This window comes from Corynebacterium sp. 13CS0277 (assembly GCF_002994655.1).
Lineage (GTDB): Bacteria > Actinomycetota > Actinomycetes > Mycobacteriales > Mycobacteriaceae > Corynebacterium.
Genome location: NZ_PPDL01000003.1, coordinates 33,067 through 50,382 on the forward strand (window position 1 = coordinate 33,067; position 17,316 = coordinate 50,382).

Sequence of the window (17,316 nt, forward strand, 5' to 3'; positions counted from 1 at the left end):
GTAGAAGGGGCCCGCAGCCGACCACCGGTTGCCACCAGCAGCAGCACGGCCCGGGGCGTGCGGGCTAATTCTTCGGTGCGGCGGCGGGGGTGAGGGTGATGTCGGTCGCCCAGGTGAGCTCGTAGCCCAGGGACGCCAGCCACGCCATGGGGTCGTCGCCGTGGCGGGTGATGCCGTCGACGGCCACGAGGGTCGTCTCGATGGCGCGCTCTGCTTCCTCGGCGGTAATCAACCCCGCAGAGGTTGCCGCAGCCAGCTCGTCAATGTCGTCGACCTCGACGGGGCGGCCGGCGGTCGACAGCAAGTCGACGTAGAGGTCCCGGGTCGTCCACACGTCGCCCGCGACGTCAATGTCGGCGATGTCGAAGTAGTAGTCCTCGGTGCGCTCCACGCCGGGGCGGCAGTGGAACTTGTTCGCCCGCAGCTTCAGGCCCGGCAGCAGCCAGCTCTCCAGGTAGCCGAAGGCGGGGTGGTCGGCGCCGCGCCCCATGTAGAGGCCGAAGTCGGTGAGCCGGTAGGTGTCGACCGCGCGGACAAAGCCCTTCGGGTCGACGTTGGTCATCGCATCGATGGTGAAGGTTTCCTGCTTCACGGGGTGCAGATCAGCCATGGTTAGCGCACCTCCACGATGCCGCTGGTGGGAAGGAAATGACAGGTGGCGGTCCCGCCCTCGAAGGCGGTGGTGATGCCGCCCTCGAGGACGGCGACGATGGTGCCGCGGCCGGTGGCGGCCACGCCGGCCACCGTGGACGGGCCCTCGGGGTTCATGCCGGTGTAGGTCAGCGGGGTGACGCCGGCCCGCCCGGTCGAAATGTTCACCCAGTGGACGCGCATCGCGGTGGTCTGCTGCTCGGCGACGGCGCCGGTGCCGAGGGCGGTGAAGACGAAGGCGGCGTGCTCTGCGGGCACCCCGGGCAGGGGGAGGGCGGCGGGGCCGGCGACGGCGAAGGCCGTGCCGGTGGCGTCACTGGTACCGCCGATGCACTGGCGGGCCACGGTGGGCCAACCGAACTGGGCGATGACGGGTGCGGTGTCCGCGGGCGGCAGGTCGACGCCGGGTTCGCCGTCGCCGCGGAAGAAGCCGACGGCGGCGAGGATCGCGTCCTTGGCTTTCTGCGGCAGGGGTTGGGTCTGGGCGAAGGATTCCACCTGGGTGAGGATGTGCGGCGCCGGGCGGCCCAGGGGGTCGATGATGTCGGAGCTGGTCACCGCCTGCGCGCTGGGGGTGCCCAGCCCGAGGGTGATGAGGCAGGCCGCGGCGGCCGCGCCGGCGCGGCGGGCGACACCGCGGGCAGGGCGCGCGGGCGTGGAGGCGGTCGCGGTGGTGGTCGCAGTGTTCACAGGCAGCAGGTTTCGCTTTTCTTTTGCGGCGCGGACAAGGCAGGTGGCGTCCGGGGTGCCGCACACGCCACAACCCAGTCGTCATACTATTAACTTCAGTCACTGTAGTGGCTTTTTATCTCACGGGCAACAGTTCTGCAGCGAATTCTCCAGGGTTTCGCCCGAACATCGCAGGAGCCCCACCGGGTCCTGCCCGTTGGCAGTGAGGGGTCTGTCGTGGGGGAAGTCGTGCGGACAGAACAATTCGTTACATTTTCGTGACCTTCCCGGGATTGGTGCCCGGCACCCGGCGGGGTAGCGGGGCGTCGGGTGGGGGACAGGAGGCGGTGTCGCACCATCGCAGTGGCCCTGCGCTGCCCCAGCCGCGCCCGCTGTGCGCGGGCCTGCCGGGGCCGCCTTGCCGCATGGGCGGCGGGATGTCTGCTGGGGCTGTGACAGGGCCTCCGCAGGTGTCTGCGGGGACGGTGCGTCGGGGTGGCGGCGGCGCTCATCGTGCGTTGTTGCCGCAGGAGGGGTACTCTGGTTAGACGGTTCACCCGCCGGGCGCGCAGGACGCGTCGCCCACGGCGGAGTGCGCGGGGCGCGGATGGCGCCCCCACGTGATCTCTTTTTCACGCCTCAGTGCACCCGACCACCTCCCCAGGGACGTCAAGGTTCCTTGACTCCTGGGGCGTGCGGCCGCTTCCCAGCCCCGGGGAGCGCGCCGTACGCGTGGGGTTTTCTGCGCTGAGGTACCTATCCTCACCTTTTCCGGGCCTGGCGCACGTGGCGCCACCCGCTTGACCCCTTGTCTGTCTTTCCTCTCTGTTGGTCTGGCCGCCTGCCGCGGTAAGACCCTGGCGGGTGGCTGCGGCCGCGCGTCACGTGCGGGGAGAAGAAGGCCTGTGACACCGGGGCGCGGCGTGCCCACAATTTTCCAGGAGACTGAAACCCCCGTGACCCAAACCGAGTTCCGTAACGTCGCCATCGTCGCGCACGTTGACCATGGCAAAACCACCCTCGTTGACGCGATGCTGCGTCAGTCCGGCGCGTTCGATGCGCACGCCGAGCTCGTCGATAGGGTCATGGACTCCGGCGACCTGGAGAAGGAAAAGGGCATCACCATCCTTGCGAAGAACACCGCGATTCGTCGTCACGGTGCCGGCAAGGACGGCCAGGATCTCATCATCAACGTCATCGACACCCCCGGCCACGCCGACTTCGGCGGCGAGGTCGAGCGCGCCCTGTCCATGGTGGACGGCGTGGTGCTGCTCATCGACGCCTCCGAGGGCCCGCTGCCGCAGACCCGCTTCGTGCTGGGCAAGGCGCTGGCCGCGAAGATGCCGGTCATCATCGTGGTGAACAAGACCGACCGCCCGGACGCCCGCATCGACGAGGTCGTGGAGGAAGCCCACGACCTGCTGCTCGAGCTGGCCTCCACCCTGGAGGACCCGGAAGCCGCCGAGGCTGCCGAGGGTCTGCTGGACCTGCCGGTGCTCTACGCCTCCGGCCGTGAGGGCAAGGCCTCCACCACCAACCCGGGCAACGGCAACGTCCCCGAGGCGGAGGACCTGCAGGAGCTCTTCGACGTGCTCTACGAGACCCTCCCGGAGCCGACCGCCCAGCTGGACGCCCCGCTGCAGGCGCACGTGACCAACCTGGACTCCTCCTCCTTCCTCGGCCGCATCGGCCTGGTGCGCGTCCACGCCGGCACCTTGAAGAAGGGCCAGCAGGTTGCCTGGATCCACTACGACTCCGAGGGTAACCAGCACACCAAGACCGCGAAGATCGCCGAGCTGCTCCGCACCGTCGGCGTGACCCGCGTGCCCACCGACGAGGTCATCGCTGGTGATATCGCCGCGATCTCCGGCATCGAAGAGATCATGATCGGCGACACCCTCGCCGACATCGACAACCCCGTCGCCCTGCCACGCATCACCGTCGACGAGCCGGCGATCTCCATGACCATCGGTGTGAACACCTCCCCGCTGGCCGGCCGTGGCGGCGGCGACAAGCTCACCGCCCGTGTGGTGAAGTCCCGCCTCGATCAGGAGCTCATCGGTAACGTCTCCATCAAGGTGCTGCCCACCGAGCGTCCCGACGCTTGGGAGGTGCAGGGTCGTGGCGAGATGGCGCTGTCCATCCTCGTGGAGACCATGCGCCGCGAAGGCTTCGAGCTGACCGTCGGTAAGCCGCAGGTCGTGCCGAAGACCATCGACGGCAAGCTCTACGAGCCCTACGAGCACATGGTCATCGACGTGCCCAGCGAGTACCAGGGCAACGTCACCCAGCTCATGGCCGCCCGTAAGGGCCAGATGGTCCACATGGACAACACTGGCTCCGACTGGGTGCGCATGGAGTACAAGGTGCCGGCCCGTGGCCTCATCGGCTTCCGCACCACCTTCATGACGGAAACCCGCGGCACCGGTATCGCCAACCACTACTCCGAGGGCTACGAGCCCTGGGCCGGCGAGATCAAGGACCGCGCCACCGGCTCCCTGGTGGCCGACCGCTCCGGCCAGATCACCGCCTACGCCCTCCAGCAGCTCGCCGACCGTGGTTCCTTCTTCGTGGAGCCCGGCACCGAGGCCTACGAGGGCATGGTCGTCGGCGCGAACAACCGTGATGAAGACATGGACATCAACATCACGCGTGAGAAGAAGCTGACCAACATGCGTTCCGCGACGGCGGACGCCACCGTCACCCTGGCGAAGGCCCGCAACCTCTCCCTCGAGGAGGCTATGGAGTTCTGTGGCCAGGACGAGTGCGTCGAGGTCACCCCGGAGACCATCCGCGTCCGCAAGGTGATTCTCAACGCCACCGAGCGTGGCCGCGCCCGCGCCCGCGAGAAGCAGCGCAACAAGTAAACCCCGCACCGGGGCCTCACAGGGTCCCGGATCTGTGGCGCGCGCACTGGCCGACGTCACAGCCCACCACGGGCCGCACCCTCTCAACAGTCACACGACTGGGGGTGCGGCCCGTGGTTTTTTGCATTTTCAGGCGGTGTAGCTCCCCGGGGAGTGCGCTGTCGCCGGGGAGGAGGCTGCGGGGGGTCCACGTCTCTATGCATCGCCGGGGATACGTCCGGCGGGGGAGATGCGTACACGGCCGCGCATAAATACGCGATGAAGAATAGATAAATATCACGTTAAGATTCTTCATCAGGGGTACCCGCCCGCGCGTTGTCTGACCAATCGGGGGTAGTGGATGGCCGTGTGCGCACCCCTGGTTGTGGGCTGGCTCGCAGGGTGCTGAACCATGCTGTCTGGCGTCCGGTGGGGTGTGGTTGACGTGCAGAAATGTTGCGCATGTGCGGGATTCGTCCGCTCCATTCGTCTGATGTCTGCCCGGCCGCAGTGGAGGCTGTGTGGGAGTGATGCGGGCAGTTGGCGGTGGGGGAGGTGTGCGCTCTGGGGGTGATGCGAAAAGTAACGATTTGGTAACACTCCTCATAAAAATTGAGATGCGTGACCGCCATCGCATCTATAGTGGAGTCACTCCACCGCGCGGGTGGCCCCACCTCCCGCGCGGCCCCAGAGTGGGGCCCGCCGCCTCACCCGGCGCTCATACGTTCCGCCCATCCCTGCCACCGTTTCCGGCAGGGTGCGGCACGCGGCCGTCACATTCGGCGGGCATGGCCCACGGGGTGCTCCCCGGCCGGGGAGTGCCACACAATTTTTCACTTGAACGTCTTTATCCTAGGAAGACACGAGAAGAACCCTTATGTCGAAGACCAAGATTCTTGCCCCCGCCGTCATCGCGGCACTGTCCCTGAGCGTGGTGGCCTGCTCCAACGACTCCGGCTCCTCCAGCGCCGATGGCGCCGCCGGCGGCAGCAACTACGTGCTCGTCAACGGCTCCGAGCCGCAGCGCCCCCTGGTGCCCGCTGACATCAACGAAACCGGCGGCGGCCGCATCGTCGACGAACTGTTCGCCGGCCTGATGTACTACGACGCAGACGGCAAGCAGCACGAGGACCTCGCCGAGAAGATCGAGACCGAGGACAACCAGACCTTCACCATCACCGTCAAGAAGGGGCAGAAGTTCTCCGACGGCACTGAGGTCAAGGCCGAGAACTTCGTCAAGGCCTGGAACTACGCCGTCGCCAACGACCTCATGTCCGCCTACTTCTTCGAGCCGATCAAGGGCTACGAGGAAGGCGTGGAGTCGATGGAAGGTCTGAAGATCGTCGACGACTACACCTTCACCGTGGAGCTCGCGCAGCCGGAGGCGGACTTCCCGCTGCGACTCGGCTACTCCGCGTTCTTCCCGCTGCCGGATGTCGCCTTCGAGGACATGGAAGCCTTCGGCGAGAACCCGGTGTCCAACGGCCCCTACACCCTGGCCGAGTGGAACCACGACGCTGACGCCCTCATCATCGCCAACCCCGAGTACAACGGCCCCCGCAAGGCAAAGAACGACGGCGTGAAGTTCGTCTTCTACCCGAAGATGGACGCCGCCTACGCGGACCTGCTCTCCGGGCAGTTGGACGTCCTCGACGCCATCCCGGCCTCTTCCTTCGCCTCCTTCGAGTCCGACCTGGACGGCCGCTCCGTCAACCAGCCGGCCGCCGTGTTCCAGTCCTTCACCATCCCGGAGCGCCTCGAGCACTTCGCCATGGACGAGGAAGGCAACCTCCGCCGCCAGGCCCTGTCGATGGCGATCAACCGCGAGGAAATCACCTCCAAGATCTTCGACGGCACCCGCACCCCCGCCGAGGACTTCACCTCCCCGGTGATTGCCGGCTTCGACGGCAAGATCCCCGGCAACGAGGTGCTGTCCTACAACCCGGACAAGGCCAAGGAACTGTGGGCCAAGGCTGACGCCATCAAGCCCTGGAGCGGCACCTTCCAGATCGCCTACAACGCCGACGGCGACCACCAGGGCTGGGTCGATGCCGTGACCAACAGCATCCGCAACACCCTCGGCATCGAGGCCGAAGGCAAGCCCTACCCGGACTTCAAGTCCTTCCGCGACGACATCACCAACAACACCATCACCACCGCCTTCCGCACCGGCTGGCAGGGTGACTACCCGGGCCTGGGCAACTTCCTCGCCCCGCTGTACGCCACCGGCGCCTCCTCCAACGATGGCCAGTACTCCAACCCCGAGTTCGACGCGAAGCTGAAGGCCGCCGCCACCGCCGACTCGGTGGAGAAGTCCAACGAGATCTACAACTCCAGCCAGGAGATCCTCTTCGCCGACCTGCCGGCCGTGCCGCTGTGGTACTCCAACGTCACCGGCGGCTGGGCTGACACCGTCGACGGCGTGGTCTTCAACTGGAAGTCCACCCCCGAATACCACGACATCGTCAAGAAGTAACCTGCGCCCCTTAAGCGGCGCCGGTCACCGGCACACACGCCCCGCGCACCCCCACCACCACACCACCTCCTCCGGCCCCGCCCGCGCGAGGTACCGGTGGTGGGGCGCCTGCGGGGCTTGTGTTGTGTCTTCTCCTCTTCATCTCTTTTTTCTCCTCTTTCCCCCATAGACTGCTTCTCTTTTTCTTTCCCCTTTCCCTCCCCGCTCTCGTCACCCCCTCCTTACTGTCGCGTGCGGCGTTGTCGCGCCGGCCCCGGGGGTGGCCTGGGGGCGGGGGTGGACGTGTTTCTGATTTTCCCTGTGTAGAAAGGAGGCCTTGATCCTCATGGCTCGCTATATTGCCCGCCGCCTGTTGCAGATGATCCCGGTCTTCTTCGGCGCGACGCTGCTCATCTACGCCATGGTGTTCCTCATGCCTGGCGACCCGGTCCAAGCCCTGGGCGGCGACCGTGGGCTCACCGCGGGTGCCGAGGCCCGCATCCGCGCCGAATACAACCTCGACAAGCCGTTCATCGTGCAGTACCTGCTGTACCTGAAGGGCATCCTCACCCTGAACTTTGGCACCACCTTCTCCGGGCGCCCCGTCCTCGAGGTCATGGCGCACGCCTTCCCCGTGACCATCAAGCTGGGTGTCATGGCCCTGCTGTTTGAGGCGTTCTTCGGCATCCTCTTCGGCGTGTACGCCGGCTGGAAGCGCGGTGGCTTCTTCGACTCCACCATCCTGCTGGTCAGCCTGTTCGTCATCGCCGTCCCGAGCTTCGTCATCGGCTTCGTGTTCCAGTTCGTCGTCGGAGTGAAGCTGGGCTGGCTGCCGCCCACCGTCGGCGCGACGGTGAGCGTGCGCACCCTGCTCATGCCCGCACTCGTGCTGGGGGCGGTGTCTACCGCCTACGTCATCCGGTTGACCCGGCAGTCGGTGAGCGAAAACCTCTCCGCCGACTTCGTGCGCACCGCCCGGGCCAAGGGGCTCAAAGGCTCGACGGTGATGGTGCGGCACGTGCTGCGCAATTCGCTCATCCCGGTGGTGACCTTCCTGGGTGCTGATCTCGGCGCGCTCATGGGTGGCGCGATCGTCACCGAAGGCATCTTCGGCATCAACGGGGTGGGCGGGCAGATGTTCCGCGCCATCATCAAGGGCGAACCGACGACCGTCGTGAGTTTCGTGACGGTGCTCGTGTTGGTCTACATCGTGGCCAACCTGCTCGTTGACCTTCTCTACGCCGTACTCGACCCGAGGATCCGCTATGCCTAGTGATGCCACTCCCACGCCGCGCACAGCGCCGAAGACCCCGCCGCGGGTGTTGCCGGGCCAGGAGCGCTTCGTCGCCGAGACCGACGAACAGGGCCTGGGCGCGGTCGACGCCGTCGCCGACGATTCCGCCCCCGCCTCCCAGTGGGCGGAAGCCTGGCGCTATGTTCGCCGCCGCCCCCTGTTCTGGGTGTCGGCCGCCATGATTCTGCTCGTGGTGCTGCTGGCCATCGCCCCGGGGCTGTTCACCCACACCGACCCGCGGTTCTGCGAACTGAGTAAGTCGCTCGCGCCCGCGGAAGCCGGCCACCCCTTCGGCTTCGACCGACAGGGCTGCGACATTTACGCCCGCACCGTCTACGGGGCGCGCGCCTCCGTCGCGGTCGGCGTGCTCGCCACCATCCTGGTGGTGCTCCTCGGCGGCGCGATCGGCGCGCTCGCCGGCTATGTGGGCGGCGTGTTGGACGCCGTGCTCTCCCGCATCACCGACATCTTCTTCGCGGTGCCGTTCGTGCTCGCCACGATCGTGCTCATGCAGATGTTCAAAGAGCACCGCAACATCTTCACCGTCGTCATCATCCTGGCGGCCTTCAGCTGGGTGAACATCGCCCGCATTACCCGCGGTGCCGTGATGAGCGTGAAAAACGAAGAATACGTCACCGCCGCCCGCGCGGTCGGGGCCTCCCGCCGGCACATGCTGCTCAGCCACATCCTGCCGAACGCGTCCGCGCCGATCATCGTCTACGCGACGGTGACCCTCGGCACGTTCATCGTCACGGAGGCCACCTTGAGCTTCCTGGGTATTGGCCTGCCGCCGACGGTGGTGAGCTGGGGTGGGGATATCTCCAACGCGCAGGCGTCCCTGCGCACCCAGCCGATGGTGCTGTTCTACCCGGCGTTCGCGCTGGCGTTGACGGTGCTGAGCTTCATCATGATGGGTGACGTGGTGCGCGACGCCCTCGACCCGAAGTCCAGGAAGCGATAACCCATGACGAACACCCCAGATACTCCTGACACCACGGGCGCATCCGACTCCGCCGCGCAGGCGGTGCCCCGCCCCCTGGTGGAGCTCAAAGACCTCTGCGTCTCCTTCACCTCCTCCACCGGCGTCGTCGACGCCGTGCGGGAAGTCAACCTCACCATCTACCCCGGCCAGTCCGTCGCCATCGTCGGCGAATCCGGCTCCGGTAAGTCCACGACCGCCATGGCGCTCATCGGGCTGCTCCCCGGCACGGGAAAAATTACTTCCGGGCAGGTGCTGTACGACGGCACCGACATCACCCACATCCCGGAGGCGCAGATGCGCGCCTACCGTGGCGCGGAGATCGGCCTGGTGCCGCAGGACCCGATGAGTAACCTCAACCCGGTGTGGCGCATCGGCACCCAAATTAAGGAGTCGCTGCGCGCCAACAACATCGACCTGGGCGGCAAAACCGCAGACGAACGCGTCGCAGAGCTCCTCGCCGAAGCGGGCCTGCCGGACCCGGCGCGCCGGGCGAAGCAGTTCCCGCACGAGTTCTCCGGCGGCATGCGGCAGCGCGCGCTCATCGCGATGGGGTTGGCGGCCCGCCCGCGGCTGCTCATCGCCGACGAGCCGACCAGTGCGCTCGACGTGACGGTGCAGCGGCAGATCCTCGACCACCTGGAGGGGCTGACCCAGGAACTCGGCACCGCGGTGCTGTTCATCACCCACGATTTGGGTCTGGCCGCCGAGCGCGCCGAGCACCTCGTGGTCATGCACCGGGGTCGCGTCGTCGAGTCCGGGCCCTCGGTGGAGATTCTGCGCAGCCCCCAGCACCCGTACACCCGTCGCCTCGTGGAGGCTGCGCCTTCGCTGGCGTCGGCGCGGATCCGTTCCGCCCACGCTAAGGGCCTGGAGGCTGCCGACCTGCTCGTCGACCACGCCCGCGACGTGCCGCGCGTCGATGGCCGCAGCGCGGCCGCAGCAGCCACGGCCGCCGATGCGGCCGCCCCGGAGCGCGACAAGGGTGTCGTCATCCGCGTGGAGAACCTCACCAAGGATTTTGAGATCCGCGGCGCGAAGAAGGGGAAGAAGACCTTCCGCGCGGTCGACAACGTCAGCTTCTCCCTGCCCATTGGGCAGACGCTGGCGCTCGTCGGCGAGTCCGGTTCCGGCAAGTCGACCGTGGCGAACATGGTGCTCAACCTGCTGGACCCCACCAGCGGCAAGGTGTTCTTCCACGGCACCGACCTGTCGACACTCGGCCGGCAGGAGCTGTTCGAGATGCGCCGTAAACTCCAGGTCGTCTTCCAGAACCCCTACGGCTCCCTGGACCCGATGTACTCCATCTACCGCTGCATTGAGGAACCCTTGGCGGTCCACAAGGTCGGCAACCGCAAGCAGCGCGAAGCGCGCGTCGCGGAGCTGCTCGACATGGTGGCCATGCCGCGCAGCGCGATGCGGCGGTTCCCCAACGAGCTGTCTGGCGGCCAGCGGCAGCGCATCGCGATTGCCCGCGCGCTGGCACTCAACCCGGAGGTCATCGTCCTCGACGAGGCGGTCAGTGCCCTGGACGTGTTGGTGCAGAACCAGATCCTGCACCTGCTCACCGACCTGCAGCACCAGCTGGGGTTGAGCTACCTGTTCATCACCCACGACCTGGCGGTCGTGCGGCAGACCGCCGACCAGGTGGTCGTCATGCAGCAGGGCAAGGTGGTGGAATCCGGTGATATTGATCAGGTCTTTGATCACCCGGCGGACCCGTACACCGAGAACCTCATCAACTCGGTGCCGGGCCTCGGCATCACTTTAGGTGGCGGCCTCTAGCTGGCACATCTGCCCGACACACGCGTCCACGGTCCATGCACGACGGTGCATTGGCATCGTGGGCGCGTGTGCTGTGTGTCAGGGGGTGTGAAGGGGTGTGGTGGGGCGCGCATCCTGTGGGGTTGCTGTGCGCGCACCCGCGTGGCGCGTGGTGCGGCGGGGTGCCGTTGCCGGTTTGGTAGTAGTAGAGCAATGAGCAGCGCTGTGAATCGGGCGACCACCGGCCGCAGAAGCACCCGCAGGCGTGCCCTGCCCGTGGCGGCAGTGGTGCTGTGTGTGTCGCTTGCGGCCGGGTGTGCCGCCCGCCCGGGACCGGCCCCGGTGGTCGACCCGGGGCAGATGACCCGCCCCGCCCGCGCCGAGGCGGAGGCGACGCCGACGCCTGTGCCCGCGCCCAGCCGCCACATCGTGGTCGGTATTGACCAGCTGCATGGGGGGTTTAATCCGCACCTGGCGGCCGATGACGATACTTTGACCCGCACGGTTGCCCGCCTGGTGTTGCCGAGCGCCTTCTACGACGGGGTGCTCAACCGGGATTTGTTGAAGGGGGCGGCGGTGGTGCCGGCGGCCCCGGGGGCGGCGATGACGGTGCGCTACGTCATTGCGCCGACGGCCCAGTGGTCGGACGGCACCCCGATCACGGGCACGGACTTCGCCTACCTGGCCACCCAGGCCTCCACGCAGCCGGGGGTGGTGGATGCGGCCGGCTATCGGGCGATCTCCGAGATCCGGACCTCCCGGGGTGGCAAGACGGTGGAGGTGGATTTTTCCACCCCGGTGAAGGACTGGACGGGGCTGTTTGCCAACCTGCTGCCCAGCCACCTGGTGCGCGTCCTCGACGCCCCCTTTGATCAAGTCCTCGCGGAGACCATCCCCGCCAGCGGCAACCTCTACCAGGTCACCACGGTGGACCGGGCGCGCGGGCGGGTGACGCTGTCGCGCAACGATCGCTTCTGGGGGGCGGCGACTGCCGGCATTGAGACAGTGGACTTTGTGGCGGTGCGCGCCACCGTCGAAGGCTCGGAGATGCTCCGCAGCGGGCAGTTGGCGGCCGCGGACCTTCGGCCCCAGGAAACCTCCGCCGAATCGTATGCCCTGGTGCCCGGCAGCCAGGTCCGCAGCTACGAGCAGCAGGCCCGCCTGGACGTGGACTTCTCCACCACGAGTGATGTGTTGTCCTCCCGGGATCTGCGGGCCGCCGTCGCCAGCCTCATTGATGTGCCCCTGGTGGCGCGGCTGGCGGCGGGGCGCACCCGCGATATTCAGCCCGCAGCCCCCTGGCCGGGCCTGGTGACCGCCACCGGGGTGCCGGACGTGGATGCCGCCGCCCAGGCGGATTCCACCCCGGGGCAGCCCACCACCGCCGTAGAGAACCTGCGGGCGGTCACCACGAACCGCAAACTCGTCATCGCCGCCGATGCGGCCGATACTCAGGCGGTCGCCGCCGCATTAACGATCGCGGATGTGCTGGCCGCGGCCGGGGTGCAGGCCGCCCCGAGTTTCAGCGATCCGGCGAGCCTGCGGCGGGCCCTGGCGGACGGCACCGTCGACGCGGTGGTGGGGTGGCATCGCACCACGCCCACGCCGCTGGCGCTGGCGAGCGAATTCCAGTGTGAGCAGCTCACCCCGCGCCGCATGCACGCCGACCTGCCCACGGAGCCCCGCGGCGCGGCCGGGCGCACGGACGCCAGCGCCGACACCGCCGAGGGTGGCGCGGGGGTGGACGGCGCGGGCGCGCCGGCGGCGACCCCCGCCCGGGAGCTCACCGACCCGCAGGGTGCGGCCGGGGACGACACCATCGACCCCAGTGAATCGGCGGTCGCCACCGACATCAACACCGCTGAGACTGCGCGTACGCTGCGGCGGACACCGAGTGGGTTCTGCGACCCCCAGGTCGACCAGGTTGTCGCGGATCTGCTTGCCGGGGACGTCACCCTGCCGCAGGCCCAAGCACAGCTCAGCGAGGTGGCCGGTAGGGAAGTGCTCTCCGTGCCGTTGTTTGTGGAGCGTCGCCTGCTGGTGACCTCCCGGGAGATCCCCGGCGCCCCGGCCGACGTCAACGAGTGGCCTTTGCTGCTGCCCGCCGGCCCCCTGGCGGGTGTTGCAAGCTGGGGTGTCACGCCAGCGGCACCTGCCACCACCGCACCTGAGTCGACCGCACCCGCGTCGACCACGCCGTCACAGAGTTCTTAAACCTCCCCCGGCGCCGGTGGCGTTGGTGGTGGGGGAGGTACCCGCACGAGGTGCGCCGCGAGGCCACGCGCGGGCGGATGCGGCTGCGGCGGGTAGCCTGTACACCGAGACACTCCCCGGGGATGGTCGCCGCAGGTAGCCCCTGGGTCCTTGTTCCCGTGAGGTCAGTGCCCGTGCCCGTGGAGTCGCACCTGCCTGAAGCGCTGCGCGGGGGTGTGTGCTGTGCTGTTGTTGTCGTTGTCTTGGTTGTCTTGCAAGCCGTCGCGCCCTGTGAGGGGTGCGCCCGTGACGTGGAGTTTTTTTCGATGAGCGTGTCGTCCTCGACGTATCCCACCACGGCCCCCGTGGCCGGGTATCCCCAGCTGCCGCCCCTCGTGGGGCTGCGGGTTGTGGCGGTGCACGCCCACCCTGATGACGAAGCGATCTGGACCGGCGGGCTGCTCGCCGACTTGGCAGCCCGGGGCGCGACCGTCACCGTGGTGACCTGCACGCTGGGGGAGGAGGGCGAAACGATCGGCCCAGCGCTCGAGCACCTGGTGCAGGCGGAGGCCGACCAGTTGGGCGGCTACCGCATGGCGGAGCTCGCGGCCGCGATCCGCACCCTGAGTGTGGAGCACCGCTACCTTGGCGGGGCGGGCCGCTTCCGGGATTCCGGGATGGTGGGCTCCCCGGCGCATGCCGACATGCGCGCCTTCGTCAACAACGGGGTGGCGGCCCTCGATGCGCTCAATGAGCTGCTGGCAGAACTCCAGCCCGACCTCATCGTCACCTACGGTCCCGATGGCGGCTACGGTCACCCGGATCACATCCAGGCCCACAACCTGGTCGCCGCGGCGAGCTTCACCCCGCAGCGCACCCTGTGGGCGGTCACCGACACCGACACCATTGTCGACGGGTGCCGGCAGATCACCTCCTGGCCAAAGACCTGGGTGAACACCCCGGAGGAGATTGCCAGTACCCGCGAGTGGGATTGCGCGTATCCGCTGTCGCCGGCGGCGTGTGATGCGAAGGTGCAGGCGATGCGGGCGCACGCCACCCAGGTGTGGGTGGCCGACGGTCGGCCGCACCCGCTGGGTGCGGGGGTGGCGCGGGCGCGGACCACCGCCGCCACGGACAGTGCCCTGGGGGAGCCGCCGGTGGTGTGGGCGTTGTCGAACCTGGTGGTGCAGCCCGCCTACCCCGTGGAGCACTACGCTGTCGGCGCAGGGCTGCCGCTGCCACAGGGCGCGGTCGATGTGGCCGCGGGGCTCGTCGCCGGCGGCCAGGTCGTGCCGACGGTGACTGCCGCTGAGACGTCTGCCGCCGCTGTCAGCGCTGCCAGCGCTGCCCCCGGTGGGGAGGGACGGTAACCATGTCTTCGTCGAAACGCGCCCGCCGTCGGCGCGACACTGCGGCGATTGCCCAGGGCAGAAGCGAGCATGCGGCTGTGGGCAGCCAACCGGATGAAACCGGAGCCAGCACCACCGCCGCATCCACCGACAGCGCCGAGGGTGCCTCCCAGGAGCGCGCCCACCACCCGGACCGGGGAAGTGCTGCCGGGGCGGGGTTGTACTCCCGCGGGGAGCTCATCACCGCGTTTGTGTGGCTGGGGCTGGGAAGTAGCATCTCTGTGCTGCTGGAAGTGATCTACCTCGGCATGTGGTGGACCCTGCCGGGTGGGACCCGGGTGCCGGCGCCGGTGACGATTCTCATCGCGTTCGGTTTCACGATGGTGCTCACCCGCACCGGCTTGTTGTGGACGAAAAATCGCGTGGTGGCCGGAATTCCACTCTGGGTGTGGTTGGCAGGGTATCTATCCCTTACTTTCTTCCGGCCGGTCACAGGCGATATTTTAATTCCGGCCGATGTGCGGAGTATTCTGCTGCTTCTGGCCGGGCTCGCTGGCGGCGGTTGGCCGCTGGTGACGTCCATCATTGATTTCACCCCACAGCACGAACAGACTGAGACGAAACACTAAAAAATGACGTACACAATCGCACAGCCCTGCGTTGATGTCATGGACAAGGCATGCGTCGAGGAATGCCCCGTCGATTGCATCTACGAAGGCAAGCGCTCCCTCTACATCCACCCCGATGAGTGCGTGGACTGTGGTGCGTGTGAGCCGGTCTGCCCCGTGGAGGCGATCTTCTACGAGGATGATGTTCCGGACGAGTGGGTCGACTACAACGACGCCAACGCCGCCTTCTTCGAGGAGCTCGGTTCCCCGGGCGGTGCGGCGAAGCTGGGCCCGCAGGACTTCGACCCGCCGCTGGTCGCCCAGCTTCCCCCGCAGGCCTAACCCCCGCCCCTGCTCGACACAAGGGGTGGCAACACCCGCCGTGGTTGGTGTGCCCCCGGGCACATCCTTCTTCCCGGCGGGTGTTTGCGTGCCCGCACCCGGCACACCGCTCGGAAGCGTCTCGTGTGCCGGCAGGCGGGCGGACTAGACTCGAGAAGAGCACATGCCGCACACCTTCACTGCGACACAGGTGTCACCACCGGATCCGTCGTGGGGGTGTGCGGTCCTCGTGTGACACACGAAGTTGTTCAAGAAGAAGCTTGACAAAGAGCTTGAAGAAGACGTTGTTGAAGAAAGCCGGGTGTGCACTGTCGTGACGAACCGCATTCCGTTGGGGGAGAGGCTCCCCGACTTCCCGTGGGATTCTTTGGCTGAGGCCACCGCCACCGCCGCCGCCCACCCGGATGGGATCGTGAACCTGTCCGTCGGCACCCCCGTCGACGAGGTGGCCCCCTCCATCCAGCTGGCCCTGTCGGAGGCGGCCGCCGCCCCCGGCTACCCGCAAACCATCGGCACGCCCGCCCTGCGGGAGGCGATCGTGGCGGCCTGTGCGCGGCGCTACAACATGACCGGGTTGACGGTGGATTCCATCCTGCCGGTCATCGGCACGAAGGAAGCCATCGCCTGGCTGCCGACCCTGCTCGGCGCGGGCCCCGGCCACACGGTCGTCATCCCGGAGGTCGCCTACCCCACCTACGAGGTGGCGGCCCTGGTGGCGGGAGCGACCCCGCAGCGCGCTGATTCGCTCACCCAGCTGGGGCCCGCCTCCCCGACATTGATGTTTATCAACTCGCCGTCGAACCCGACCGGCAAGGTGCTCGGCAAGGAGCACCTGCGGAAGGTCGTGGACTTCGCCCGGCAGCGCGGCACCATCATCCTGTCCGACGAGTGCTACCTCGGGCTGAACTGGGCGGAGGAGAAGGCGTACTCGATCCTCGCCCCGGAGGTCTGCGACGGCGACCACACGGGACTCATTGCGATCCACTCCCTGTCGAAGACGTCGAACCTGGCGAGCTACCGCTCCGGATTCCTCGCCGGCGACCAGGCGCTCATCCGCGAACTGCTCGAGGTGCGCAAGCACACGGGCCTGATGATGCCCGGCCCCATCCAGGCGGCGACGGTTGCCGCCCTGGAGGACGACATGCAGGAAGACATGCAGCGGCTGCGCTACGCGCGGCGCCGCGAGGTGCTGCTGCGGGCCGTGGTGGAGGCAGGTTTTCAGGTGGACTACTCCGACGCCGGCCTGTACCTGTGGGCCACCCGTGGGGAGAACTGCCGCGACACGGTCGCCTGGTTCGCCGAGCGCGGCATCCTGGTTGCCCCGGGTGACTTCTACGGCCCGAAGGGCACCCAGCACGTGCGGATCGCGCTGACGGCCAGCGACGAGCGCATCGCCGCCGCGGCTGAGCGCCTCACCCGCTAACACAGCACGCGCGCCGTGACCGCTGCGCGGTGGTGGCACACCGCTGTGTCCGCCGCGCGCTGCGTTGTTCCCTGTCCATCCCCCTCGTTTCACAGAAAATCGGCTGTATCCCATGACCGCTCCCACCCCACACACCCGCCGCGCGGGAGTCGTGCAATTCATCAAATTTGGGTTGGTTGGCGGATCCGGAGTCATCGTCAACATGATTGTCACGGTGATCGCCACCAAGATTCTGCTGTGGACGGCGGCGCTCAGCCCGAAGGACCCCTTCTTCAACCTGCTGGGCAGCCAGTTCCACGTCCGCTGGTACCACGTGATCGTCACCATCGCGTTCCTCGCGGCAAACACCTGGAACTACCAGCTCAATCGCATGTGGACGTTTAAGGCGGATAACCGGAAGAGCTGGCTGCGGGAATTCTTCCCCTTCCTCGCCACCGGCATTGGTAGCTTCCTGCTCAGCCAGGTGGTCATCACCCTGCTGATGAACCCGACGTCCCCGCTGCACCTGCCGGCGCACATCCTGGATGATTCCACGGGGCTGCGGACGATGTTCTACTGGGCGACACTCATCAGCATTGTGGTGGCGATGCCGGTGAACTACATCGTCAACCGCCTGTGGACGTTCAAGGGCACCGGCCCCGTCATCGTCGTCGAGTCCGACCCCCGCTAACCGCAGCCCACTTCTGTCACCCGCGACCCCACGCCCTGTGCGCGTGGGGTCGCGGTGCTGTCTGTGCTGTCTG

General features: G+C 67.6%; 13 protein-coding genes. 11 read left to right on the forward strand and 2 right to left on the reverse strand.

Annotated elements, in window-relative coordinates; genetic code table 11:
- Nucleotides 1–64: 64 nt before the first annotated feature.
- Entirely contained in the window at nucleotides 65–610 is a 546-nt protein-coding gene (locus C1Y63_RS01550) for a DUF402 domain-containing protein (protein ID WP_106014711.1), read from the reverse strand.
- A 2-nt stretch (nucleotides 611–612) separates the two neighbouring features.
- Complete coding sequence (locus C1Y63_RS01555) at nucleotides 613–1,341, reverse strand: hypothetical protein (RefSeq protein ID WP_233195519.1); 729 nt, start codon at nucleotides 1,339–1,341, stop codon at nucleotides 613–615.
- A 935-nt stretch (nucleotides 1,342–2,276) separates the two neighbouring features.
- On the opposite strand from C1Y63_RS01555, the gene typA reads away from it, so the two are divergent.
- From typA to C1Y63_RS01615, 11 genes are all read left to right on the forward strand, one after another.
- Nucleotides 2,277–4,187, forward strand: coding sequence for a translational GTPase TypA (gene typA / locus C1Y63_RS01565; RefSeq protein ID WP_106014794.1), 1,911 nt, complete (start codon nucleotides 2,277–2,279; stop codon nucleotides 4,185–4,187).
- Nucleotides 4,188–5,043: 856 nt separating this feature from the next.
- A complete protein-coding gene (locus tag C1Y63_RS01570; protein WP_106014712.1) occupies nucleotides 5,044–6,642 on the forward strand; it encodes an ABC transporter substrate-binding protein in 1,599 nt (532 codons plus the stop codon).
- Between the two features lie 325 nt (nucleotides 6,643–6,967).
- Nucleotides 6,968–7,894 carry an ABC transporter permease gene (locus C1Y63_RS01575; RefSeq protein ID WP_106014713.1) on the forward strand — a complete coding sequence of 309 codons (927 nt, stop codon included), beginning with the start codon at nucleotides 6,968–6,970 and terminating at the stop codon, nucleotides 7,892–7,894.
- Entirely contained in the window at nucleotides 7,887–8,876 is a 990-nt protein-coding gene (locus C1Y63_RS01580; RefSeq protein ID WP_106014714.1) for an ABC transporter permease, read from the forward strand. Before C1Y63_RS01575 ends, C1Y63_RS01580 begins: the two co-directional genes overlap by 8 nt.
- Nucleotides 8,877–8,879: 3 nt before the next feature.
- Nucleotides 8,880–10,679, forward strand: coding sequence for an ABC transporter ATP-binding protein (locus C1Y63_RS01585; RefSeq protein WP_106014715.1), 1,800 nt, complete (start codon nucleotides 8,880–8,882; stop codon nucleotides 10,677–10,679).
- A 192-nt stretch (nucleotides 10,680–10,871) separates the two neighbouring features.
- Nucleotides 10,872–12,872, forward strand: coding sequence for an ABC transporter substrate-binding protein (locus C1Y63_RS01590; RefSeq protein WP_106014716.1), 2,001 nt, complete (start codon nucleotides 10,872–10,874; stop codon nucleotides 12,870–12,872).
- A gap of 362 nt (nucleotides 12,873–13,234) precedes the next feature.
- Complete coding sequence (mshB, locus tag C1Y63_RS01595) at nucleotides 13,235–14,221, forward strand: N-acetyl-1-D-myo-inositol-2-amino-2-deoxy-alpha-D-glucopyranoside deacetylase (RefSeq protein WP_233195528.1); 987 nt, start codon at nucleotides 13,235–13,237, stop codon at nucleotides 14,219–14,221.
- A 2-nt stretch (nucleotides 14,222–14,223) separates the two neighbouring features.
- Complete coding sequence (locus C1Y63_RS01600; protein ID WP_369831005.1) at nucleotides 14,224–14,829, forward strand: hypothetical protein; 606 nt, start codon at nucleotides 14,224–14,226, stop codon at nucleotides 14,827–14,829.
- A gap of 3 nt (nucleotides 14,830–14,832) precedes the next feature.
- Nucleotides 14,833–15,150 carry a ferredoxin gene (gene fdxA, locus C1Y63_RS01605; protein ID WP_106014718.1) on the forward strand — a complete coding sequence of 106 codons (318 nt, stop codon included), beginning with the start codon at nucleotides 14,833–14,835 and terminating at the stop codon, nucleotides 15,148–15,150.
- 331 nt (nucleotides 15,151–15,481) lie between these two features.
- Nucleotides 15,482–16,573, forward strand: a complete 1,092-nt coding sequence (gene dapC / locus C1Y63_RS01610) for a succinyldiaminopimelate transaminase (RefSeq protein ID WP_106014796.1) — start codon at nucleotides 15,482–15,484, stop codon at nucleotides 16,571–16,573.
- Between the two features lie 112 nt (nucleotides 16,574–16,685).
- Nucleotides 16,686–17,243 (forward strand): GtrA family protein, encoded by a 558-nt coding sequence (locus C1Y63_RS01615; protein WP_106014719.1) that lies wholly within the window; start codon nucleotides 16,686–16,688, stop codon nucleotides 17,241–17,243.
- Nucleotides 17,244–17,316 lie beyond the last annotated feature (73 nt).